Below are 21111 nucleotides of genomic sequence, written 5' to 3'. Positions count from 1 at the left end.
CCTCTGAATTTTCGCGAAGAGAAGGAGGGTTCAGCCGCGGCGCAGGGGCGCGGAGAGGGCGAAAATCCAGGGGAGAGGGGCGCGCGGGGACGCCTGGAAGGACAGATACGACATGGCAAGAATCCTGGTTATTTTTGTAGGCACGTCGCCCGCTCACGGGGGCGGGTCTTGAGGGGATCCTAAGAGGTCAACCTTTCGCCAGCCTTGCGTGGTGGCGAGTGGATGTTGCCGGATGTCACGAAGCCGACAGGGACAGGTGCTGTTCGCCTCGCTGCCAGACGGGAGCACTCAGGTGCTCGACGAAGAAATCGAGCAGCACCTGGATCTTGGTGGGTCGGCTGCGCGCCGAGGGGGTCACGAAGTAGAGGCCGCCACGGGTCAGCTGCCAGTCCGGCAGCAGCTGCACCAGCCGGCTATCGGCCAGGTAGTCGGCGGCGATGAAGTCCGGCAACTCGGCGATGGCGAGGCCTTCCAGCAACACCGGCAGCAGGGCTTCGGAATTGGTGACGCGTAGTGGGCCACGCGGTAGCACGCTTTCTTCGCGACCGTCGTCCCCGCTGAAGCGCCACACCTGGCTGCGTGCCCGATAGGCATAGCTCAGGCAGGCATGGTCGGTCAGTTCCTGCGGATGGCTTGGCCAGCCGTGGCGCTCGACATAGGCCGGCGCCGCCACCAGCAGCTGGCTCACCGCGCAGAGCCGCCGGGCGACCAGCGAGGAGTCCGGCAAGGCGGCGATGCGCAGGGCGGCGTCGAAACCCTCCGCCACCAGATCCACGGTGGCATCGGACAGGTGCAGATCCACCGACAGCTGGGGATAGCGGCGCAGCAGCTCGGGCAGCAGCGGCGCCACCCAGCGCAGGCCGAAGGCCATGGGCACCGCCAGCCGCACCTGGCCACGGGGCTGCACGGCGCGGGCCTGGGCAGCGCTTTCGGTCGCCTCCGCCTGGCGATAGAGATCACCGGCCTGAGCGGCCAGCTCGCGGCCGAATTCGGTCAGCGCCAGCTGCCGCGAGGTGCGATTGAACAGCCGCCCACCGAGGCGTTCCTCCAGGCGCGTCACCGCCCGCGAGACGGTGGCCACCGACACGCCCAGCACCCGCGCCGCGGCGGCGAAGGAGCCCTCTTCGGCGACCTTGGCGAACATCGCCAACCCTTCGAAATCCGGCAATCTGCTCATTTCATTTCTGCAACGATGACTTGCCAATCATTCTATTTTGCAAGGAAGCCAGGGTCGATAGGCTGACTCCACCTGATCACAACCCTCGGAGTTCCCGCCATGACCCTCAAGCTCGCAGACAAGATCGCCCTCGTCACCGGCGCCACCAGCGGCATCGGCCTGGCCGCTGCCAAACTCTTCGCCCAGCAGGGCGCCCACGTCATCCTCACCGGTCGGCGGCAGGCGGAACTGGACGCCGCGGTCGCCCAGGTCGGCAATGCCACCGGCATCGCCGTGGACTCGTCCCGCCTGGACCAGCTCGATGCCCTCTATGAGCGCATCCGCCGCGAGCACGGACGCCTTGATGTGCTCTACGTCAACGCCGGGGGCGGCAGCATGCTGCCCCTCGCCGAGGTGACCGAGGCCCACTACGACGACACCTTCGATCGCAACGTGAAGGGGGTGCTGTTTACCGTGCAGAAGGCTCTGCCGCTGCTGGCGGACCATGCCTCGGTGATCCTCGCCGGCTCCACCGCCGCCAGTACCGGCACCCCGGCCTTCAGCGTCTATGGCGCCTCCAAGGCCGCCGTGCGCGCCTTCGCCCGCAACTGGATCCTGGAGCTGCAGGGCCGCGGCATCCGCATCAACACCCTGAGTCCGGGCGCCACCCGCACCCCGGGCCTGGTGGAGCTGGCCGGTCCGGATGCCGCTCAGCAGCAGGGCCTGCTGGACCACCTGGCCAGCCAGATCCCCTTGGGTCGCGTCGGTGAGCCCGAGGAGATCGCCAGGGTCGCCCTGTTCCTGGCCTCCAGCGATTCCAGCTTCGTCAACGGCGCCGAACTCTTCGCCGATGGTGGCCAGACGCAGGTCTGAACGGCGTCTGGCGGCCAGAAAAAAGCGGACAGCGCCCGGGGCGCTGTCCGCTTTTTTTACCAACTGAATGCGGGCGTCAGCCGCGCAATCGCGTGTTGAGTACGGCGATATGCTCCGGACCGATGCCGCAGCAGCCGCCGATCAGACTCGCACCACGCGCCTGCCAGTCCTGGGCGAAGCTCAGGTAGCCGGGCGGATCCAGGTCAGGACGCAGGGGGTCGAGGCCATCATTGGCGGTGGCCTCTTCCGGCTGGGGCGGGAAGGCGTTGGCATAGGCGCCAAAGGGAATCTCGACACCCGCCGCGGCAAAGGTCGCCCGCGCGGTATCCAGCGCCGCGGCCATCACCTCGGGCTGGCTGCAATTGAACAGCAGGGCACCAGCGCCCAGCTCCACCGCCAGCTGTGCGGCCGCGGCCACCGGCTCGCCGGATCTCAGCCGTGGGGTCTCGTCGACGTCTTCGTCCTTGAGGGTGAAGGACAGCCACAGCGGCTTGCCGTCCCCTGGCAGCCCGGCGGCGATGGCGCGCACCTCGGCCAGGGAGCTCTGGGTTTCCGCCAGCCAGAGATCGACATGGGGCGCCAGGCCGCGGATCAGCGGCTGCAGCACCTCGTCCACCCGCGCCGGCTCGAACAGATCGGGGCGATAGGAGCCGAACAGCGGCGGCAGCGACCCCGCCACCCGTACCGGCTGACCGCTGGCCACCACCGCCTGCCGTGCCAGCTGGCCGGCCCGCGCGGCCAGGGCCTCGCCTTCGGCGGCGAAGCGCGCCTCGCCGATATGGAAGGGCACCACCGCATAGCTGTTGCTGGTGATTACCTGGGCGCCGGCCTCGATATAGGCGCGGTGCACCGCCTCCACCTGCTCCGGCGCCTCGCTCAGGGCCAGGGCCGACCATTCCGGCTGACGGAAGGGCGCGCCGCGACGCTGTAGCTCGCGGCCCATGCCACCGTCGAGAAGCACAAGATTCATGTTGGCCATATAGCTATTTCACTTTTCCTTATAACCAAAACAGATTTCAATATCGGTTCTCATATCTCTCTAATACCAGGCCCTCTTACCCTTTGCAAAGGACGCCCCCATGAGAACCGCTCTGCTATCGGCCCTCGGCCTGACCCTGGCGCTGGTCGCCACCTCGGCCTCGGCCGGGGCCACCCTGGATCGCGTCAAGGCCAAGGGCGAGCTGGTCAATGTGCTCATGGAGAGCTATCCGCCCTTCTCCCAGCTCAATGCCCAGAACCAGCTGGAAGGCTTCGACGTGGACGTGGCCAAGGCCGTGGCCGACAAGCTCGGCGTCAAGCTGCGCCTGGAAACACCTTCCTGGGACGTGATCGCCGCTGGTCGCTGGAGCGGTCGCTACGACGTCTGCATCTGCTCCATGACGCCGAGCCAGGCGCGCGCTCAGGTGTTCGATTTCCCGGTCAACTACTACGCCTCGCCGGCGGTGATCGTGGTCAACGCCGGTGACGACCGCATCCACGGCGCCAAGGACCTCTCTGGCAAGAAGGTCGGCGTCACCAGCGCCTCTTCCTACGAGAGCTACCTGAACAAGGACCTGACCATTGAGGGCCAGGAGGACAAGCCGCTGAGCTATCCCTTCGACGATGTCCAGGTGGTGCCCTTCCCCGACGACAACGTCGCCTTCCAGGACCTCGGCCTGGGCGCCGGCAAGCGCCTGGACGCGGTGCTGACCAACCTGGTGACGGCCCAGCCGCGCCTGGCCCAGGACAGCAAGTTCAAACTGGCCGGCGCGCCGCTCTATGCCGAGCCCAACGCCGTGGCCATCGAGAAGGGTGATCCGGAATTCGCCGCCACGCTGCGCGAGATCATCGAAGGGCTACGCCAGGACGGCACCTTGAAGCGGATCTCCGACAAGTGGATCGGTGCCGACATCAGCCAATGAGTCCGCTACCGCCCCCAGACCAGCGCCGCCCCCTGCTGAGTTTTCGTACCCGTGTCTGGCTGACCTGGCTGGCGCTGCTGGCCGGGGGCGTGGTCTTCGTGCTCGGCTTCGACCTCAAGTTCGCCAGCGTCTGGCCGCGCCTGCCCAACCTGGTGGGTTGGCGCCTGGGCCCCAACGGCTTCCTGCAGGGCGCGGCCCTGACGCTGTTCCTCAGCCTCAGCTCCATCCTGGTGTCGGTGCTGCTGGGCTTCGCCGCGGCCCTGGGCCGGCTGTCGTCCAGCGCCCTGGCCTATGGCGTGGCGACCTTCTACGCCTCCTTCTTTCGCGGCACCCCGCTGCTGATCCAGATCCTGCTGATCTACCTGGGCCTGCCGCAGATCGGCGTGGTGCCCGGCGCCATCAGCGCCGGCATCCTCGCCCTGTCGCTGAACTATGGCGCCTACCTCAGCGAGATCTTTCGCGCCGGCCTGCTCGGCGTCCCCGCCGGTCAGCGCGAGGCGGCCCTGGCCCTGGGCCTGGCGCCGCGGGTGATCTTCTGGCGCGTCACCCTGCCCCAGGCCATGCGCAGCATCATCCCGCCCACCACCAGCCAGTTCATCTCCATGCTCAAGGACTCCTCCCTGGTCTCGGTGATGGGTGTCTGGGAGGTGATGTTCCTCGCCCAGTCCTATGGCCGCTCCAGCTATCGCTATCTGGAAATGCTGACCACCGCCGCGGTGCTCTACTGGCTGATGTCCCTGGCCATGGAGTTCCTGCAGTCGCGCCTGGAGCGGCACTACGGGAAGGCGTATCGGGGGCGTTAGAGTCGCTTGGTCGGGCGGAGACAAAGGACGATGCCCGATCGACGTCGGCAGCGCGCTTGATAGAGTCTTCTTGCCACCAACTACTCGCTGGTCCTTGCTGTTGTGAGCAGAACCGGAGGCCATATGACTGAGACAGAAACCACTACTCAAAAGCTGGCCCGCTTTGAAACGGCGCGCTTTGCACTTGAATCACTGATGGCCAACTGTTCTCGGCTGATCTATGCAGAAGAGGCAAAACCAGAGCCGGATCAGGCATGTGTCGATCATCTGAGGGCCAGGCGGCGCGAATACCGCAGACTTCGTAACGGTCTGGACTTCGACAATCGAAGACAGATCGAGGACGCCATAGCCACCTATGGTCCCCAGGCAAAAGCCGCTATGCAGCAGGCAGAGAGATAGGATCCTGGTACAAGCCGATCGACCGAGCGCCAACCGGGATGAATGCCGACCGAATTTGCTGAAGCCAGCGTTGAAAAGGCTGCTCTTCAAAGGATCACACCCGCTATAGGAGGAGTGATCCTTTGAAGTTGCAGTTAAGGCAGCAGGATCCAGCGGTTACTTGAGATCGGTGGTCAGCTCTGGCGTACCGAAGCTGACGAGCGTGGCATTGGAGCGTTCGAAATAGCCCTGCCAGAAACGTTCGAGACTCTGCAGTACCTTGCCTGAACGATAGGCGCCTTTGGCATCGTCACCGATCAGCCCCGCGCCCATCACATAAACCCGGGCGCCGTGCAGTTGGGCGAACAGCTCCTTCTTCTCTACCTTGGCCAGCTCGGCTGCAGGGTCGATTCCACGAATGCGGTTAGCTTGATAGAAGCTGCCGAAGTCGCTGTTTTCCAGCATGTCGGATACCAGCAGAATGACCTGATCCGCGCTGGGCTCCTGGCCTAGGTCTTCACCAATTTTCTTGAGGCTGGCGAAGATTTCGCTGCGCGATATCTCCTCGTTCGGCTTGCCGAAACTCTCGACGAATTGCTTGCCGAATGTCTTCTGGAAAAAGGCGGCCTGCTGTTGCAGACAGGTATCGAGTTTCTTGAGACTGGCATTGCCGATATGGTTACGCACCTTGCCAACCAACGGTTTTTCCAGGACGCCGGCGAACTGCAACTTCATGTAGTTGTTCTGCAACAGCGCCGAAAATTGATAGAGCTTGATGCTGTCGCCGGGCTGCAGGTATCTCAGGGTGTGCTCCCAGGCACTGCTTTTCAGCGCCTGGGGCATATTGACCGTTTCATCGATGACCACCGTCAACGCTCGCCCCGACGCGGCTGGCTGTTCGCTGGCCAATTGCGCATAGCTGTAGCAGCTCGGCAGATCGTTACGTTCAGCCGCCATTGCCGCAGGCGCCAACAACAGGCCCGCGATTGCCAGGGTTACGGTCAGACGCATTTCAGGCACCCTCTTTCTTGGCGCGTTTTATCGCCACCTGCACTTTCTGCTTGCTCAGCAGCGCGGCGTTGTCGATACCCAACTCTTCGCCAATAGCGGTCAGTTCTTCGGGCGAATAGACCGTGAGATCGCCCAGATTGGCGATCAAGGCGTTCTGGTCCAAGGCAGCCGTGGGCTCCGGTGCCGATACCGGTGCTGGTACAGATACTGGTGCTGGTGCTGGTGCTGGTGCTGGTGCTGGTGCTGGTGCTTCAACGGTCGCGCTCGACGAGCGCTCAGGAGCTGAGACTTCAGCACTAGCCGCCGCGTTGTTGAGCGCAGCCAATTCACGTTGCAAGGCCTGCTTTTCCCTGGCGGTATCGAGCGCCTTGCGCATTTCTTCCAACTCGTTGGCGGCCGCACGCGCTTTTTTCTGCTGCTGATTTTCGCTGTTCTGCCGCTCCTTCTCGTTGGCATAGAGCGCAAAGCTCCGACGCGGACCACGGTCAGCACTACCGCCTAGAGAATGACGATGCTCGATCCGCTCTTGCAGGCTGCTGAGCTTGGCCTCGGCATCTCGGGCGACTCGATCACGCTGACTCTGCTGATAGGCCGCGAATTCACTGGCACTGCTGAAGCCGGAGATATAGCCCGCTGCTTCCCGTGACTGGGTGCCTGCGAACGAACGGAAAACGCCGATCAGGATGCCGATGATCTGCACGCCGATGAAAATGACCGACAGGATGAAGAAGGTGAGTTTGTAGGCGAAGATCCGATCTCCCGCGACCTCACTGGCCGCACGCTGGTCAGCCGCCTGCCCATCGGCAGTGGCTTCGCTGGGCAGTTGGAAAGGCGAGGCGTCTGGCGTAAGCGCCGAACCGCTACCCGAAGCATAGGGCGAACCGTTTACCTGCTGGGTTTCCAGTTCGTTGATGGTGGAGGCTCGGATGAAGTAGGCACCAATGGCCAGCGTCAGGATAAGCGCCGTAGCAATGATGGTGGTCCACCAGGTTGGGGAGACCGTGGCGTTGTGCTTTACCCGATTGATGATATGCAGGTACTTGGGCTCTTTATCATCGAGACCGGTACGGTCCAGATCGACGTTGGCATCGGCCTGAAGATCCTTGGCATTGTTGTTGCGCCGAGCCTGCCGATGCCATTCGCGAGCCTTGCTGATAAGGCCGTTACGGTGAATCTCGGCGCCCATGAGGTGGGTAGCAGGAACCAGAATCGTACCGATCAGCAGAGAGATGACGATGGCCGAGAATTCCGCCTGATTGGCGGAAATGTTGTTGGCAATGAAAGGCGCCAGTACCAGGGCGAAGATGAACGCCTCGAGGATCACTAGAAAGATGCTGCCAATCCACAGTGGCAATCCCGTGGGTTTGCGGCCGCGCTCTTCCACCTTGTTCAGATAGTTTGCGCATTTGTCGTAGAAGGCTGCGTCCTTGTTCACGCGCTCGTAATAACGATGGTATTTCGCGCACAGTTCGCGCTCAGCCTTGTACCAGGCCGTCCCTCCTTCCTCGCGATCCTGCATGAGATCGCGCTTGGACGCCTTGGCGATAAAGCCCACCACCGGAAAGCTGACGCCCAGATTGAGGAAGAAGTACTTGACCTCCTCCCACCAGCGGATGATTACCACGACCAGCACCAACAGACTGATCAGCGGCCATATCACGTAGCGATAAGCCGCCAGCGCTGTCGTCAACGTCTCGAAAAGTTCCATGTTTCGTCCCCGGAATCAGCCGCGCACAGGCGCGTAAGTCGCTATGTAAGGCTTGGTGCCATTGTCGTAAAACAAGTCGCCGTCGATACTTTTGTCGCCGGTCTTTTTAATCACTACATCAATACAACTTACCGGTGCCTGCTCGGGTTGTTCCAAGAAGACCCGATAGAGAATGGCGTCTTCACCTTCATAGGTATTGGCGACGGCCGTATAGGCATCGCTGGGTCCGCCTTTGTTTTTTTCATAGTTCTGGGTGACGAAGACTTTCGGATCCTTCACCAGCGCAGCGTTATCACGCAGCACGGCAACCGGCGACAGGGTCACCAGATGCCCATTGACCAAGCCGGCCCAGGCGCGTCCGTTCATGCCTGGCAGGTATTCGCGCGTGGCATGGTCAGATAGCGCAGCGCCGGTGGCGAAGCTTTTGACCTCGCCACTGACGCGCGGGGCGTCCTGCTGACAGCTGCTCATGGGCACCTGGGCGTAGGCAGTGGAGATCAGCGTGAATCCACCGCTTTTCGGACGCAGGGCCTGACCCAGCTTCCAGGCACCGCTGGCAACCGGCTGACCGCCGAAATCGATTTTCGCCACGCTCGGCTTCGCCTGCCGAGGCGCCTCGGCATCAGCCGTCTTGACGGTTTTCGACGAAGCCGTGGCAACAGCCGGTTTTTTACTCTCGGGCTTGGCCACGGACTCCGTGGCGGTGCCATGGGCCAGATACTTGGCGTTGTTCTTTTCCGCGTTGATACGCTTGACCAGCATCGCCTTGTCGTTCAACTCGACGATCTCGACGCGACGGTTCTTGCCACGCTCGAGCGGATCGCTATTGTCGGCGATGGGGCGTGAGGCGCCGGCACCCTGGAAGTACATGCGATCTCGCGAAATGCCCTGCTCGACCAGAATGCTTGCTACCGCCCGTGCGCGCTGTTCCGACAGCGCCTGGTTGATGGCCGGTGTGCCGGTAGCGTCGGTATGGCCAACGATAAGAATGGGTGTGGCTTCCTTGCCAACATAGGCACTGGCAAGCTTGGCGAGCTTGCGGCGACCTTCGTCGTTGAGCTGGGCACTCCCTGTCGGGAACATGCCTTCATCGGCGATCTGAGCCACCAGCCCCGCTTCTTGGGGCGCAGCCGAAGGCGTAGCGGCGGCAGTCTGCAACGTTTCCACCTGAAGCGGGATCTTCTCCTGCTCAGCGATCTGCTTGAGTCGCTCGAGACGATTCTTGTAGGCCAGGGCGGCGCCACAGCCAACCGAGGCGCCGACCACGGCCCCGGCGATCAGGGTCGCACCATCGCCCTTGGCCAGCGCAGCCGCGGCTACGCCTGTAGCGGCGCCGAGGAAACCGCCAGCCAGACAGTTGACGGTACGACTTTGGCCGCTGGAAAAATTATCGACGGTGGCGCAGCCGGTAACGCCCAGGGAAATGGCTACGGCCAGCGCAGCAAGGCGAACTGGCCGGGAAGGAAGCAAAGAAGCCTGACTCACGTAAGTGACTCCTGGTTACTGGAGATAACGGATAACCAGGATGAAACGACCTATGATGTTTCATCCATGAAAACGGCGGGTGCTCTATCTAGCAGGATAGAAGCCTGGATTATATCCCGATATCGGGGATGGCAAGTGAAGCACAAGTAGGTTCAATTGCAATGACAGCCAAACTAGCGTCAGCCTAATAATCTCAAGGCAATATCATAACTAACGTTATTGCCTTCATAACTACTCACTCCAGGCCTCCCGCAGCCTGGCCAGCGCCTCCTCGATCCGCACCTCCGGCACCGCCGCGAAGCCCAGCACCAATCCGGCGCGGGCGTCGGGCGGGGTCGGGCCCTCGGGCAGCCAGTAGCGCGACAGCGCGTTGAGTTCCACCCCGACCGCGGCCGCCCGCGCTACCAGCTCGGCTTCGCGGGCCAGCTGGGTGACCGGCAGGCACAGATGCAGGCCGGCCACTGGCACACCCGGCGGGGCGCAGCCGGCGACCTCTGGCCAGCCGGCCAGCAGGGCATCACGGCGATTGCGCGCGGCCCGTCTCATGCGCCGGATATGGCGCTGGAAATGACCCTGCTCGATGAAATCGGCCATGACCGTCTGGGTGGCGCTGTCGAGATGGCGGATGCCGGCCCGTTGCAGCTCCAGCAGCGCCGGCACCAGCGCGGGCGGGGCCACCAGATAGCCCAGGCGCAGGCCGGGAAAGGCGATCTTGGAAAAGGTGCCGACATAGAGCACCCGACCGTGGCGATCCAGCGCGGCCAGGGGCGCCAGCGGCGCGCCCTGGTAGCGGTATTCGCCGTCGTAGTCGTCCTCGACGATCCAGGCGTCCGTCTGCCGTGCCCAGTCCAAGAGCGCCAGGCGGCGCGGCAGGGAGAGCACGGCGCCGGTGGGATACTGGTGCGAAGGGGTGACATAGACCAGTCGGCAGTCCCGCTGGCCAGCCAGTTGCTCTACCACCAGCCCTGCCGTATCCACCGGGATTCCCTGCAGCCGCGCCCCGCCACTCTGCAAGGCCAGGCCCGCGGCGCGATAGCCGGGATCCTCCATGGCCGCCGGGGCGCCGGGCGCCAGCAGCAGCCGGGCGCAGAGTTCGATGGCCTGCTGGGCGCCGCTGGTGATGAGGATCTGCTCGGGTGCGCAGACCAGGCCCCGCGCCTGGCGCAGGTAGGCGCAGAGCAGGCGGCGCAGTCGCGGTTCGCCGCCGGGTTCGCGATAGCCCAGCAGCGCCGGCTCCGGCTGGCGCCAGAAACGCTGCTGCAGCCGCGCCCAGGTGGCGAAGGGAAACAGATCCACCGCCGGCAGGCCGACCCGAAAGGCGCACGGCGCGCCGGGCGGCACGCTGGCCAGGGGCAAGGGGGCGGCCCTGGTTGTGGCTTCGGGAGCGGCCAGCGCACGGGTCACGGGCGCGACATAGGTGCCGTCGCCCGGGCGGCTGTCGAGAAAACCTTCGGCCAGCAGCTGCTCGTAGGCGGCGGTCACGGTATTGCGCGAGATCCCCAGCAGCCGCGCCAGTTCGCGACTGGCCGGCAGCCGTACCCCGGCGGCCAGCTCACCGGCCAGGATGCGCTCGCGCAGGCCCTGGTAGAGCTGGCGCGCCAGCCTCCGACCCGGCTCCAGCAACAGCCCCGACGGCTCGAATCCCAGCATGGATTGGCACCCTGAAAGTCATGGAAATTGGCTCTTACAGGGAGCCAAAGGCGACCTTAGCATGGTCGGACATCGCTGGAGTTCCTATCCATGTATCCCAATCCCGCCTTCTGTCTCGACGACCTGCCCAGGCTGCACCAGCACCTGCGCGATCACGCCCTGGCGCTGCTGGTCAGCCAGACCGAGGCCGGTCCGCTGGTGAGTCATCTGCCGCTCTGGCTGGCGCCCGACGAGGGTCCCTATGGCACCCTCTATGGCCATCTGGCACGCAGCAATCCCCAGGCCCAGGCACTGGTCGGGGCCCCTGTCGCGCTGGCGGTGTTCCAGGGTCCCCAGGCCTATGTCAGCCCGGCCTTCTATCCCGGCAAGGCCGAACATGGGCGGGTGGTGCCGACCTGGAACTACCAGGCGGTGCATGCCCGTGGCAGCGTCGAGGTGTTCGATGACCCCGAGCGCCTGCTGCAGCTGCTGGAGCGCCTCACCGACCAGCACGAAGCCGGGCGTGCCCGGCCCTGGCAGGTCGCGGATGCGCCCGCGGATTATGTCCAGGGCATGCTGCGCGCCATCCGCGGCCTGCGCCTGCCCCTCGACAGCCTCCAGGGCCTCGCCAAGCTCAGCCAGAATCGCAACGCCGCCGATCGCGAAGGCGTCCGCCAGGGTCTGGCCGCCAGCCCGGTACCCGGCGACCAGGCCCTGGCCGCCCTGATCCCCTCTCCCGCCTGACCCTGGAGCCACCCATGACCATCCGCCCCCTGAGCGAAGCCGATCACGCCGTCTGGCACGACCTCTGGCAGGCCTACCTGGCCTTCTACGAGACCGTCCTGCCGGAGGCCACCTATGCCCGCACCTGGCAGCGCCTGCTCGATCCCGCCCAGCCCCTGCATGGCGCCCTGGCCTGGGACGGCGAGCGGCCCCTGGGCCTGGTGCACTTCATCTATCACCCCTCCTGCTGGACCGAGAGCGATTACTGCTACCTGCAGGATCTCTATGTCGCCCAGGACCACCGCGGCGGCGGCCTGGGCCGCGCCCTGATCGAGCACGTCTATGCCCGCGCCGAAGCGGACGGCTGCGACCGGGTGCACTGGCTGACCCAGGAGACCAACTACCCGGGACGCCAGCTCTACGATCGCATCGCAACCCGCTCCGGCTTCATCCAGTACCGTCACCTGCTGGGAGACAGATCATGACCCCGCTCGACTGGACCCCGGCCCATGTGCCCCAGCCCCGCTTGCTGCAGGGTCACCATGTACGCCTGGAACCCCTGGACCCGCCGCGTCATGGCGACGATCTCTGGGAAGCCCTGCACGACCGGGACCCGGCCCTGTGGGACTATCTGCCCTATGGCCCCTTCACCGAGCGGGCCGCCTTCGACGGCTGGCTGGCCGGCCTGGCCCAGGGGCGCGATCCGCTTTTCTATGCGGTAGTGGACCCCCGCGACGGTCGCGCCCTGGGGCAACTCAGCCTGATGAGCATCGTCCCCGAACACGGCAGCATCGAGATCGGCCATGTCGCCTTCGGCGGGCGCCTGCAGCGCACGCCCCTGGCTACCGAGGCCTTCTATCTGCTGATGCAGGAGGCCTTCGCCCTCGGCTATCGGCGCCTGGAGTGGAAGTGCGACAACGCCAATACCCGCTCGAAACGCGCCGCCGAACGCCTGGGCATGCGCCCTGAGGGGCTGTTCCGCCAGCACCGGGTGGTCAAGGGCCGCAATCGCGACACCGCCTGGTTCAGCCTGCTGGATCACGAATGGCCCACGGTCGACGCCGGCTTCCGGCGCTGGCTGGCGGCGGAGAATTTCGATGCCGAAGGACGCCAGCTCAGCGCCCTGGCTGTCGCGCCCAGCAAATGAGAAGCAATACCAACGGAGCAGGCAAAGCGTTATCCTAGAGAGGTTGCTACCACCAATCTCCCTTCGCCGTGACCGCCATCCACGTCCTACTCGTCGACGACCACCGCAAGCTGCGTGAGCCCCTGGCGATCTACCTGCGTCGCCAGGGGCTCGAAGCCACCACCGCAGCCGATGCCACGCGGATGAAGGCGCTGCTCGCGCAGCAGCGCTTCGATGTCATCGTCCTCGACGTGATGCTGCCGGATGGCGACGGCTTCAGTCTCTGCCGTGAGCTACGCCAGCGCGACACGACGCCGATCATCCTGCTCACCGCCCGGGGCGAGGTGGATGACCGGGTGCTTGGCCTGGAACAGGGCGCCGACGACTACCTGACCAAGCCCTTCGAACCGCGCGAACTGGTGGCACGGATTCGCACCCTGCATCGTCGCTACCAGGCGACCGCTCCGACGTCTCCGAGCGAGCCTGTACCGGCGGCGATCTATCGTTTCGCGGGCTGGCACTACGCCGCCGTCAGTCAGCGCCTGCACTACCCGGACGGCAGCACCCGCCGCCTGGGTCAGGCGGAGGCGCGCCTGCTGCTGGCCTTCCTGTGTCGGCCCCAGACCGTGCTGCATCGTGATCTATTGCTGCACCAGGTACAGCCGCCCGATCGCGCGCTGGAAGACCGCAGCCTGGATCGCCAGGTCAGTCGCCTGCGCCTGCGGTTGGCCGATCCGGCAGGCGAATCGCCGCTGCGGACCGTCTGGGGCCGCGGCTATCTGCTGGACTGCCCGGTGGAGGCCCTGGACGGCCCATGATCGCGCCCTGGCATAGCTGGCTGCAGGGCATCACCCCCCGCCTCTGCCTGCTGTTCTGCGCGGCCTTGCTGCTGGCGCACGCGGCCGCGGCGCTGGTCCTGCACCAGACCGGCGCGCTGGTCCATCCGTTGTCCTATGGCCAGGCCTTGGAGCGCCTGGCGGTGGCCCGTACTGCGGTCGAGCGCCTGCCGACGGCGCAGGCGCAAGCCCTGCTGCGGGTGCTGGCCGAGTCACCGGCACAGGTCTGGATAGCCACGACGCCGGAGGTGGCGCCCTTCCCCATGCTCGCGGAAGAACGCCGCCTGACCCGGGATCTGGCGCGGCGCCTTGGACAGGCCGAAGAGGGTCTGGTGATGCAGCTGGAAGGCCTCGCCGGCGACGCCGCCCGCGCCTCGCCGCTGACCTCAGCCGGCTGGGCACCCCTGCGCTTGCGCAGCAGCGTGCGCCTTTCGGACGGTCGCTGGCTCAATGCCGTGCAGTATCCGGCACGCGGCCACGGCTGGCTGACCGCCCTGGGCTGGTCGCTGCTGCTGGGCGCCCTGCCGGTGCTGCTGCTGGCCTGGCTGCTGATCGGCCAACTGGTACGGCCGCTGCAACGACTCACCCGCGCCGCGGAGGGACTCAGCCGGGGCGAGCGCAGTCGCCTGGAGGTCCGTCAGGGCCCACGCGAGGCCAGGGAGCTGGCAGCGGCCTTCGAGCTGATGCAGGAACGGCTGCTGCGCCACCTGGATGATCGGGTGCGCATGCTGGCCGCCATCAGCCACGACTTCAACACTCCACTGGCTGCGCTGCGGGTGCAATTGGCCCTGCTGGAGCCGTCGGTCGAGCGCGACGACATGGAAGAAAGCCTGGCCGAACTGGACGCCATGGTGCAGGAAACCCTCGACTTCATCCGTGGCGAGCGCCGGACCGAAAGCCACCAGGATGTCGACCTCGTCGCCCTGCTGCAGGCATTGCAGGATCGCTATCAGGCATTGGGCCAGACGGTGACCTGGTCGGGCACCGGCGCGGCACTGCTCCGCGGTCGCCCACTGGCGCTCAAGCGCGCCCTGGGCAATCTGCTCGACAACGCCCTGCAGCACGGTGGCAGCGCCACACTGGAGCTGTCGCGCCCCGCGCCACAGCTGCTCCGCCTGGACATCCTCGACGACGGCCCCGGCCTGCCGGAAAACCAGCTGGAACGGGTCTTCGAACCCTTCTACCGGCCTCCGGGCCAGGACAGCGCTCGTGGCCTCGGTCTCGGCCTGGCCATCGCCCGGGCCTGTATCCTCGCCCACGGCGGCGAGCTGCAGCTGCGCAATCGCCCGCAAGGCGGCCTCTGCGCCCGGATCCTGCTGCCGTCGACCTCCTAGCAGCCAGATATCCCGTAGGAGCGGCCCATGGCCGCGATCGTCCAAACAAAAGACCTTGTCGCGCCAGGACAATGGCTCCCAGGGTAGCGCCACCTTGATCGATCAGGATCTGGCTGATGCTGGAGATGAACGCCTGCTCGAATAGCGCCTTCTCCCTCCGGGGCGTGCCTCACAGCGGATTCCCTGGTGGAAAAGGCTCCTCCGTTTTCCACGCTACGGTTCCAGCACCAACGCAGTGGAGGTTCCACGTGGAGCATCTGGCTCCCTTAGAAGCTCAGAGTCGCACTCACCCAGAGATGCCGGCCGTAGTTCACCGTGCCATAGGTCTCGTCGTCCAGGCGCCGATCGTTCAGGTTGCGGATAGCGGCATTGAAGCTCAGGTTGCGCGTCGCCACGAAGCCGCCGCCCACGTCCCAGGTGGTATAGGCCGGCGCCGCTTCGCCGGTCAGGGTGGCGTCGTATTCCTCACCGTAGTAATCCAGCGCCGTCCACAGATTGAGCCGGTCCGACAGGGTCCAGTCCAGGCGGACGTTGGCCTTGCGCTCCGGGGTCAGGGCCAGGGGCGCACCCTGGTTGGGACCGCTGCGCTGCTCCGAGTCGAGATAGGTGAAGTTGCCGCCCAGGCGCAGGGCCTCGGTGATGTCCCAGCCACCGCTGAGCTCCACGCCGCGGATTACCGCCTCGTCGACGTTGATGCGGTCCATGCGGATGTAGCCATTCCAGCGCTCGGTGGTGGTGACCGTGGACAGCTTGTCCTGAAAGTCGTTGTAGAACAGCGTCGCCGCCGCTTCCAGATTGCGCCGGTTGGACCAGAGCGCCGCCACCTCGTAGTTGGTACTGGTCTCCGGCTTGAGATCCGGATTGCCGAGCATGACGAAGCGGTTGCGCCGCAGATAGGCGTAACCCGGCGCCACGGCGCGAATTTCCGGCGCCTTGAAGCCGCGTGAGACGCCGCCCTTGAAGGTCCACTCGGGAGTGGCATGCCAGACCCCGTAGAGCCGCGGACTCCAGTGATTGCCGTACAGCTCGTGGTGATCCAGGCGCAGCCCGCCGGTGAGCGCGAAGCTGTCGGTAATGGCCCACTCGTCCTCGGCGAACAGCGCCTGCTGGGTCACCGCAAAGGAATACTGGCGGCGATCGTTCAGCCCCTGGTTCCAATCCTGTACCTCGCCACGGTTGTATTGCAGACCGGTGGTGAGCAGGTGGTCATCCAGGGGCGTCACCAGCTTGGCATCGAACACGGTGTTCTCGACCTGGGGCTTGCGCCCATAGACATCGGTCTGCTCCGGCGTGGCAAGGCCTTCGCGAGAGGTCTCCTCGTGCAGCAGCGACACGTCCGAACGCAGCCCGCCGGTCCAGTGGCCGGTGTGACTCAGCGACCAGTGATCGCGGTCGTTGTCCTGCTGGCGGGTCGCCCAGTTGTCGCTCAGGCCGTCGCCGTTGCGCAGGCGCGTCTGCCCGGCTTCCAGCAGGAATTCGTGATTCTCGTTAGGGGTAAGGGCCAGGCGCCCAGTCAGATCGCGATGACGCGCCTTGCTGAAGCCCTGGGTCCGCTCGATGTCGTCGTCGGCCTGGCGATCAAGGTAGCGGCCCCAGAGCTGCAGACCGAGCAGGTCGGTGTGCAGCGGTCCGCTCAGAAAGAATTGGCCCTGGCGCGAATTGCCCTGGTCGCGGTGCTGCTGGGCGATGTAGTCGGTGGTCAGGGAGCCGTGCCAGGTGGCGGCGTTCTTCTTGGTGATGATGTTGATCACCCCGCCGATGGCGTCGGAGCCATACAGCGAGGACATGGGCCCGCGTACCACCTCGATCCGCTCGATGGCCGCCGCCGGCGGAATGAAGCTCTGCTCGTAGCCGCGATTGCCGTTGACCCGCGACTCCCGCGCGCTCTGCCGCTTACCGTCCACCAGGATCAGGGTGTAGTCCCCCGGCATGCCCCGGATGGAGATATCGGTTTCATTGGCCGCACCGTTGACCACCACGCCCTCGACGTCGCGCAGGGCGTCGCCCAGATCGCGGATCGGGCGCTTGCGCAGGGTCTCGGCGTCGATCACGGTGACTGAAGCGGGTGCGTTCTCCAGACGCTGTTCGAAGCCGGCGGCGGTGACCACCGTGGTGTCGAGATCGGTGATCTCTTCGGCTTGGACCGCCAGGCTGGCGGCGGCCAGGCCGAGCGCCAGCGGCGTAGCGATGAAACGTTGCAACCTGGCCATGAGCCATGCCCTCCGGTAAAAGGGCATGGATGGTAATGATTGACGTTACGGAAATTGGGACAGGTTGAGACAGCGGCATTCACTCGCCGCGGATATAGCCTTCCAGATGGCGGATCAGCTCCGCCTGCTGGACGGTGGTCGCCTTGACCAGGTCGCCGATGGACAGCAGCCCGATCAGCTTGCCGTTGCCCATCACCGGCAGGTGGCGCAGGTGGTGGTCGGTCATCATCTGCATGCAGTCGCCCACGGTCTGCTGCGGCAGCACGATGATGACCGCCTCGGTCATGATCTCGCTGACCGGGGTCGCATAGGAGGAGCGCCCCTGCAAGGCCACCTTGCGCGCATAGTCGCGCTCGCTGACGATGCCCACCAGTTCGCCGTCGCGCATCACCGGCAGGGCCCCGACGTTCTTTTCCGCCATCAGGCGCAGGGCGTCGAGCACCCAGGCGTCGGGGGCGATGGTGTAGACGTCCTGCTGGGTCTTCAGGGCAAGCAACTGGGCGACGGTTTTCATTGTAGTTCTCCTGAGGTGAGGCGAGCGTGACCGGAGGTGCCTGGCAGGGCCGGTCAGTCGATTACATCAGGCCACCTGAACGCCCTTGTCGCCCGAACGACGTCGATCCCGCCACAGGCGCCATGCCAGGGCCAGCAGAAAACCGGCCGTCAGCAGCATCACCAGGGTGGGCGCCGGGGCGCTGTCCCAGACCAGGCTCAGCAGCACCCCGCCCAGGGCCGCCATCACGGCCAGGGTGGTGGCCAGCAGCAGCATCCAGCCAAAGGAACGGGTCAGCAGAAAGGCCGTGGCACCGGGGGCGATCAGCAGCGCCACCACCGGCACCATGCCCACCGCCTGCAGGGCGCCGACCACGGTCAGGGCGATCAGACCGAGCAGGCCGTAGTGCAGCAGCCCTACCCGCAGCCCCAGGGCCCGGGCCTGGGCCGCGTCGAAGGCCAGCACCAGCAGGTCGCGCCAGCGGCAGGCCAGCGCCAGCACCACCAGGCCGGTGATCACCGCCATCTGCCAGAAGGCCGCCGGGGACACCCCCAGCAGGTCGCCGAGCAGGATGTGGTCCAGGTGCAGCTCGGTGGGCAGCCTGGCGTGCAGCACCAGGCCCAGGCCGAACATGCCGGAAAAGACCACGCCCATCAGGGTGTCCTGCTTTACCCGGCTGTGGCGCTTGAGATAGCCGGTGGCCAGGGCGCAACCCAGCCCCGCGACGAAGGCGCCCGCCACCAGCGGTGCCCCCAGCGCCGAGGCCAGCACCAGGCCGGGAAAGACCGCGTGGGCGATGGCATCGCCCAGCAACGCCCAGCCCTTGAGCACCAGGAAACAGGACAGCAGCGCCGTGGGCACCGCCACCAGCACGGCCATCAGCAATGCCTGGCGCAGGAAGTCGACCTCGAGGGTCAGCAGCAGCCAGTCCATCAGCCCGCCTCCGCCGTCTGCCGCGCCCGGCGCCGGTTGGCCAGCAGGCCGTGACGCGGCGCCAGGACGAAGGCCAGCAGAAAGATCAGGGTCTGCAAGACCACTACGCAGCCCCCGGTGGCGCCGTCGAGGAAATAGCTGAGATAGGTGCCCAAGAGCCCGCTGCCAACGCCGATGGCGACGCTGATCAGCACCACCCGCGAGAAGCGATCACTGAGCAGATAGGCCGTCGCCCCCGGCGTCACCACCAGGGCGATGACCAGGAAGGCGCCCACCGTCTGCATCGCCGCCACGGTGCTCAGCGCCAGCAGGGTAAAGAACAGCAGCCGGTACAGGGTGGGATTGAGACCGCAGGCGCGCGCCTGGCCTTCGTCGAAGAATACCAGCAGCAGGTCGCGCCACTTGAGCAGCAGCACCAGCAGGGAAATGGCGGCGATAGTCAGCAACTGGCGACTGGCCTCGGGGGTGATGGCCAGGATGTTGCCGAAGACGATGGTCTGGATGTCCACCGCCACCGGCGCCAGCGAGACCAGGAACAGCCCGCCACCAAAGAAGGCGCTGAAGATCAGCCCGATGATGACGTCTTCCTTGAGTCGGGTGTAGTGCCGCAGCCCGAGCATGGCGCCAGCCGCCGCGCCGCCGGCGAGAAAGGCGCCCAGGGCCAGCGGCAGGCCGAGCAGATAGGCGCCGGCCACACCGGGCACCACGGCATGGGACAGGGCATCGCCGATCAGCGACCAGCCCTTGAGCATCAGGTAGGCGGAGAGAAAGGCGCACAGCCCGCCCACCAGCGCCGCCGCACCCAGGGCATTTCTCATGTAGCCGTAGGCCAGGGGTTCCAGCAGCCCTTCCATCAGGCACGCTCCCGCCGCCGCGGCTCCGCCTGGCCAGCCTCGAACAGCCGCAGGGCGCCGCCAAAGGTGCGTTCCAGATTCTCCCGGGTAAAGACCTCGGCCGTCGGCCCCTGGGCCAGCACGGTGCGATCGAGCAACACGGTGCGGTCGCAGAAGCGTTCGATGCTGGCCAGGTCGTGGGTCGACACCAGCATGGAGCGACCTTCGGCGCGCAGCGCCTGGAGCAATTCGATGATGGCGCGCTCGGAGGTGGCGTCCACCCCGGTGAAGGGTTCGTCCAGGAGGATCACCCGGCTGTCCTGGGCCAGGGCGCGGGCGAGGAAGACGCGCTTCTTCTGGCCACCGGAGAGTTCGCCGATCTGCCGCTTGCGCAACGCGGTCAGCCCCACCCGGGCCAGGGCGGCGTCCACCGCCTGGTGATCGGCGGCGCGGGCCAGGCGCAGGAAATTCATCCGCCCATAGCGGCCCATGAGCACCACGTCCTCCACCCGCACCGGAAAGTCCCAGTCGACGTCTTCGCTCTGGGGGACGTAGGCGACGAGGTTGCGCTTGAGCGCCTGGGCCACCGGCAGGTCATCGACCCTTACCTGGCCGGAACGGACCGGCACGAAGCCCATGATCGCCTTGAACAGCGTCGACTTGCCGCTGCCATTGACGCCCACCAGGGCGGTGATGGAGCCGCCGGGTACCACCAGACTGGCGTCGCGCAGGGCGGTATGGCCATTGCGATAGGTCACGCTGACCCCCTCGAGCGCGATCATGGCGCCAGCCCCTTCACCAGGGTTTCGGTGGTGACCCGCAGCAGGTCGAGATAGGTGGGCACCGGTCCCTCGGCGGCGCTCAGGGAGTCGACATAAAGCACCCCGCCATAGCGAGCGCCGCTCTCCCGTGCCACCTGCTCGGCCGGTGCGGCGGAAACCGTGCTTTCGCTGAACACCGCCGGAATCCGCTCGGCGCGCACCGTCTCGATCACCCGGCGGACCTGCTGCGGCGTGCCCTGGGCGTCGGCGTTGATCGGCCAGAGATAGAGCTCCCTGAGCCCCAGGTCGCGCGCCAGGTAGCTGAAGGCGCCCTCGCTGGACACCAGCCAGCGCCGCTGTTCGGGAATCGCCTGCAGCTGCTGGCGCAGGGGTTCGAGGGTGGCGGTGATGCGCGCCTTGTAGGCTTCGGCGTTGCGACGATAGGTCTCGGCCTGGGCCGGGTCGTGCTGCACCAGGGCATCGCGGATGTTGTCGACGTAGATCAGCGCTGCCTGGGGTGACATCCAGGCATGGGGATTGGGCTTGCCGGCATAGGGACCCTGGGCGATGGCGATGGGCTCGACACCCCGCGAGACCACGGCGCTGGGCACGTCCTTCATGCGACTGAAGAAGCGCTCGAACCAGAGCTCCAGATTGAGGCCGTTCCACAGCACCAGCTGGGCGTCGCGCGTCTTCAGCAGATCGCCCGGAGTGGGTTGGTAGTTGTGGATCTCGGCGCCGGGCTTGGTGATGGATTCCACCCGCGCGGCGTCGCCCGCCACATTACGCGCCATGTCGGCGATCACCGTGAAGGTGGTGACCACCTTGAACGGCTCCGCCGCCTGAGCGACGTTGCCCAGCAGCAATCCCAGCAGACCCGCCAGGGTCCAGCGTCTCGTCTTCTCCAGCATCCGGCCC

The 21111-nt window shown here is 65.9% G+C and carries 21 protein-coding genes; 9 read left to right on the top strand and 12 right to left on the bottom strand.

Translation table 11 applies throughout. The annotated features are described in order from the left end of the window. Positions 1-235: 235 nt before the first annotated feature. Positions 236-1177 carry a LysR family transcriptional regulator gene (locus tag QKY98_RS05025; protein ID WP_150340302.1) on the bottom strand — a complete coding sequence of 314 codons (942 nt, stop codon included), beginning with the start codon at positions 1175-1177 and terminating at the stop codon, positions 236-238. Between the two features lie 99 nt (positions 1178-1276). Here QKY98_RS05025 and QKY98_RS05020 point away from each other — a divergent pair, with 99 nt between their 5' ends. Beyond that, positions 1277-2029 (top strand): SDR family NAD(P)-dependent oxidoreductase, encoded by a 753-nt coding sequence (locus QKY98_RS05020; RefSeq protein WP_284670433.1) that lies wholly within the window; start codon positions 1277-1279, stop codon positions 2027-2029. A 76-nt stretch (positions 2030-2105) separates the two neighbouring features. On the opposite strand, the gene QKY98_RS05015 is transcribed toward QKY98_RS05020, so the two are convergent. Beyond that, the gene (locus QKY98_RS05015; protein ID WP_074583390.1) at positions 2106-3008 is read right to left on the bottom strand and encodes a homocysteine S-methyltransferase family protein; all 903 of its coding nucleotides are present in this window, start codon (positions 3006-3008) and stop codon (positions 2106-2108) included. A 100-nt stretch (positions 3009-3108) separates the two neighbouring features. Between QKY98_RS05015 and QKY98_RS05010 the strand changes: the two genes are divergently transcribed. The 3 genes from QKY98_RS05010 (at position 3109) to QKY98_RS05000 (ending at position 5132) form a co-directional block, all read left to right on the top strand. Then, entirely contained in the window at positions 3109-3930 is an 822-nt protein-coding gene (locus tag QKY98_RS05010) for a transporter substrate-binding domain-containing protein (RefSeq protein WP_027598684.1), read from the top strand. Then, the gene (locus QKY98_RS05005; RefSeq protein ID WP_027600475.1) at positions 3927-4733 is read left to right on the top strand and encodes an amino acid ABC transporter permease; all 807 of its coding nucleotides are present in this window, start codon (positions 3927-3929) and stop codon (positions 4731-4733) included. The genes QKY98_RS05010 and QKY98_RS05005 overlap by 4 nt, the downstream gene beginning before the upstream one ends. Positions 4734-4856: 123 nt before the next feature. After that, positions 4857-5132 carry a hypothetical protein gene (locus tag QKY98_RS05000; protein WP_144954756.1) on the top strand — a complete coding sequence of 92 codons (276 nt, stop codon included), beginning with the start codon at positions 4857-4859 and terminating at the stop codon, positions 5130-5132. 156 nt (positions 5133-5288) lie between these two features. On the opposite strand, the gene QKY98_RS04995 is transcribed toward QKY98_RS05000, so the two are convergent. The 4 genes from QKY98_RS04995 to pdxR all read right to left on the bottom strand — a co-directional run bounded on the left by QKY98_RS04995 (position 5289) and on the right by pdxR (position 10965). Beyond that, a complete protein-coding gene (locus tag QKY98_RS04995; RefSeq protein WP_042134915.1) occupies positions 5289-6122 on the bottom strand; it encodes a hypothetical protein in 834 nt (277 codons plus the stop codon). Position 6123: 1 nt separating this feature from the next. After that, on the bottom strand, positions 6124-7830 hold the full coding sequence (locus QKY98_RS04990; protein WP_284670432.1) for a hypothetical protein: 1707 nt from the start codon (positions 7828-7830) through the stop codon (positions 6124-6126). Positions 7831-7845: 15 nt separating this feature from the next. After that, on the bottom strand, positions 7846-9315 hold the full coding sequence (locus QKY98_RS04985; RefSeq protein WP_145249006.1) for an OmpA family protein: 1470 nt from the start codon (positions 9313-9315) through the stop codon (positions 7846-7848). A gap of 231 nt (positions 9316-9546) precedes the next feature. Continuing rightward, positions 9547-10965 carry a MocR-like pyridoxine biosynthesis transcription factor PdxR gene (gene pdxR, locus QKY98_RS04980; RefSeq protein ID WP_284670431.1) on the bottom strand — a complete coding sequence of 473 codons (1419 nt, stop codon included), beginning with the start codon at positions 10963-10965 and terminating at the stop codon, positions 9547-9549. Positions 10966-11055: 90 nt separating this feature from the next. On the opposite strand from pdxR, the gene QKY98_RS04975 reads away from it, so the two are divergent. The 5 genes from QKY98_RS04975 to QKY98_RS04955 all read left to right on the top strand — a co-directional run bounded on the left by QKY98_RS04975 (position 11056) and on the right by QKY98_RS04955 (position 14963). Then, positions 11056-11688, top strand: a complete 633-nt coding sequence (locus QKY98_RS04975; RefSeq protein ID WP_044341260.1) for an FMN-binding negative transcriptional regulator — start codon at positions 11056-11058, stop codon at positions 11686-11688. Between the two features lie 14 nt (positions 11689-11702). Then, positions 11703-12152: a GNAT family N-acetyltransferase gene (locus QKY98_RS04970; protein ID WP_284670430.1), complete on the top strand. Its 450-nt coding sequence runs from the start codon at positions 11703-11705 to the stop codon at positions 12150-12152. Beyond that, complete coding sequence (locus QKY98_RS04965) at positions 12146-12814, top strand: GNAT family N-acetyltransferase (RefSeq protein ID WP_284670589.1); 669 nt, start codon at positions 12146-12148, stop codon at positions 12812-12814. The genes QKY98_RS04970 and QKY98_RS04965 overlap by 7 nt, the downstream gene beginning before the upstream one ends. A 68-nt stretch (positions 12815-12882) precedes the next feature. After that, complete coding sequence (locus QKY98_RS04960; protein ID WP_108582214.1) at positions 12883-13611, top strand: response regulator transcription factor; 729 nt, start codon at positions 12883-12885, stop codon at positions 13609-13611. Continuing rightward, positions 13608-14963, top strand: a complete 1356-nt coding sequence (locus QKY98_RS04955) for a HAMP domain-containing sensor histidine kinase (protein ID WP_284670429.1) — start codon at positions 13608-13610, stop codon at positions 14961-14963. The genes QKY98_RS04960 and QKY98_RS04955 overlap by 4 nt, the downstream gene beginning before the upstream one ends. A 266-nt stretch (positions 14964-15229) precedes the next feature. Here the strand turns inward: QKY98_RS04955 and QKY98_RS04950 are convergent, their stop codons facing one another. The 6 genes from QKY98_RS04950 to QKY98_RS04925 form a co-directional block, all read right to left on the bottom strand. Continuing rightward, positions 15230-17173, bottom strand: coding sequence for a TonB-dependent receptor domain-containing protein (locus QKY98_RS04950; protein ID WP_284670428.1), 1944 nt, complete (start codon positions 17171-17173; stop codon positions 15230-15232). A gap of 79 nt (positions 17174-17252) precedes the next feature. After that, positions 17253-17687: a CBS domain-containing protein gene (locus tag QKY98_RS04945; protein ID WP_007160094.1), complete on the bottom strand. Its 435-nt coding sequence runs from the start codon at positions 17685-17687 to the stop codon at positions 17253-17255. A gap of 66 nt (positions 17688-17753) precedes the next feature. Beyond that, the gene (locus tag QKY98_RS04940; protein WP_037006580.1) at positions 17754-18599 is read right to left on the bottom strand and encodes a metal ABC transporter permease; all 846 of its coding nucleotides are present in this window, start codon (positions 18597-18599) and stop codon (positions 17754-17756) included. Next, a complete protein-coding gene (locus tag QKY98_RS04935; protein WP_145154304.1) occupies positions 18599-19453 on the bottom strand; it encodes a metal ABC transporter permease in 855 nt (284 codons plus the stop codon). The genes QKY98_RS04940 and QKY98_RS04935 overlap by 1 nt, the downstream gene beginning before the upstream one ends. After that, positions 19453-20214 carry a metal ABC transporter ATP-binding protein gene (locus QKY98_RS04930; protein ID WP_150340284.1) on the bottom strand — a complete coding sequence of 254 codons (762 nt, stop codon included), beginning with the start codon at positions 20212-20214 and terminating at the stop codon, positions 19453-19455. The genes QKY98_RS04935 and QKY98_RS04930 overlap by 1 nt, the downstream gene beginning before the upstream one ends. Further along, positions 20211-21104 (bottom strand): metal ABC transporter substrate-binding protein, encoded by an 894-nt coding sequence (locus QKY98_RS04925; protein WP_027600488.1) that lies wholly within the window; start codon positions 21102-21104, stop codon positions 20211-20213. Before QKY98_RS04925 ends, QKY98_RS04930 begins: the two co-directional genes overlap by 4 nt. Positions 21105-21111: the final 7 nt, after the last annotated feature.

Origin of the sequence: Pseudomonas sp. HR1, from assembly GCF_030175875.1 — a bacterium.
Lineage (GTDB): Bacteria > Pseudomonadota > Gammaproteobacteria > Pseudomonadales > Pseudomonadaceae > Chryseomonas > Chryseomonas oryzihabitans.
The sequence above is the reverse complement of the archived record's forward strand: the minus strand, read 5'-3'. Positions and strand labels throughout refer to the sequence as shown.

Bases quoted from the DNA above. Each gene is read 5' to 3' on its own strand.
- QKY98_RS04930 (WP_150340284.1), bottom strand. From the start codon at position 20,214: ATGATCGCGCTCGAGGGGGTCAGCGTGACCTATCGCAATGGCCATACC.
- QKY98_RS05015 (WP_074583390.1), bottom strand. From the start codon at position 3,008: ATGGCCAACATGAATCTTGTGCTTCTCGACGGTGGCATGGGCCGCGAG.
- QKY98_RS05020 (WP_284670433.1), top strand. From the start codon at position 1,277: ATGACCCTCAAGCTCGCAGACAAGATCGCCCTCGTCACCGGCGCCACC.
- QKY98_RS04935 (WP_145154304.1), bottom strand. From the start codon at position 19,453: ATGGAAGGGCTGCTGGAACCCCTGGCCTACGGCTACATGAGAAATGCC.
- QKY98_RS04950 (WP_284670428.1), bottom strand. From the start codon at position 17,173: ATGGCCAGGTTGCAACGTTTCATCGCTACGCCGCTGGCGCTCGGCCTG.
- QKY98_RS04990 (WP_284670432.1), bottom strand. From the start codon at position 7,830: ATGGAACTTTTCGAGACGTTGACGACAGCGCTGGCGGCTTATCGCTAC.
- QKY98_RS04955 (WP_284670429.1), top strand. From the start codon at position 13,608: ATGATCGCGCCCTGGCATAGCTGGCTGCAGGGCATCACCCCCCGCCTC.
- QKY98_RS05025 (WP_150340302.1), bottom strand. From the start codon at position 1,177: ATGAGCAGATTGCCGGATTTCGAAGGGTTGGCGATGTTCGCCAAGGTC.
- QKY98_RS04995 (WP_042134915.1), bottom strand. From the start codon at position 6,122: ATGCGTCTGACCGTAACCCTGGCAATCGCGGGCCTGTTGTTGGCGCCT.
- QKY98_RS04975 (WP_044341260.1), top strand. From the start codon at position 11,056: ATGTATCCCAATCCCGCCTTCTGTCTCGACGACCTGCCCAGGCTGCAC.
- QKY98_RS05005 (WP_027600475.1), top strand. From the start codon at position 3,927: ATGAGTCCGCTACCGCCCCCAGACCAGCGCCGCCCCCTGCTGAGTTTT.
- QKY98_RS04970 (WP_284670430.1), top strand. From the start codon at position 11,703: ATGACCATCCGCCCCCTGAGCGAAGCCGATCACGCCGTCTGGCACGAC.
- QKY98_RS05010 (WP_027598684.1), top strand. From the start codon at position 3,109: ATGAGAACCGCTCTGCTATCGGCCCTCGGCCTGACCCTGGCGCTGGTC.
- QKY98_RS04940 (WP_037006580.1), bottom strand. From the start codon at position 18,599: ATGGACTGGCTGCTGCTGACCCTCGAGGTCGACTTCCTGCGCCAGGCA.
- QKY98_RS04925 (WP_027600488.1), bottom strand. From the start codon at position 21,104: ATGCTGGAGAAGACGAGACGCTGGACCCTGGCGGGTCTGCTGGGATTG.
- pdxR (WP_284670431.1), bottom strand. From the start codon at position 10,965: ATGCTGGGATTCGAGCCGTCGGGGCTGTTGCTGGAGCCGGGTCGGAGG.
- QKY98_RS05000 (WP_144954756.1), top strand. From the start codon at position 4,857: ATGACTGAGACAGAAACCACTACTCAAAAGCTGGCCCGCTTTGAAACG.
- QKY98_RS04945 (WP_007160094.1), bottom strand. From the start codon at position 17,687: ATGAAAACCGTCGCCCAGTTGCTTGCCCTGAAGACCCAGCAGGACGTC.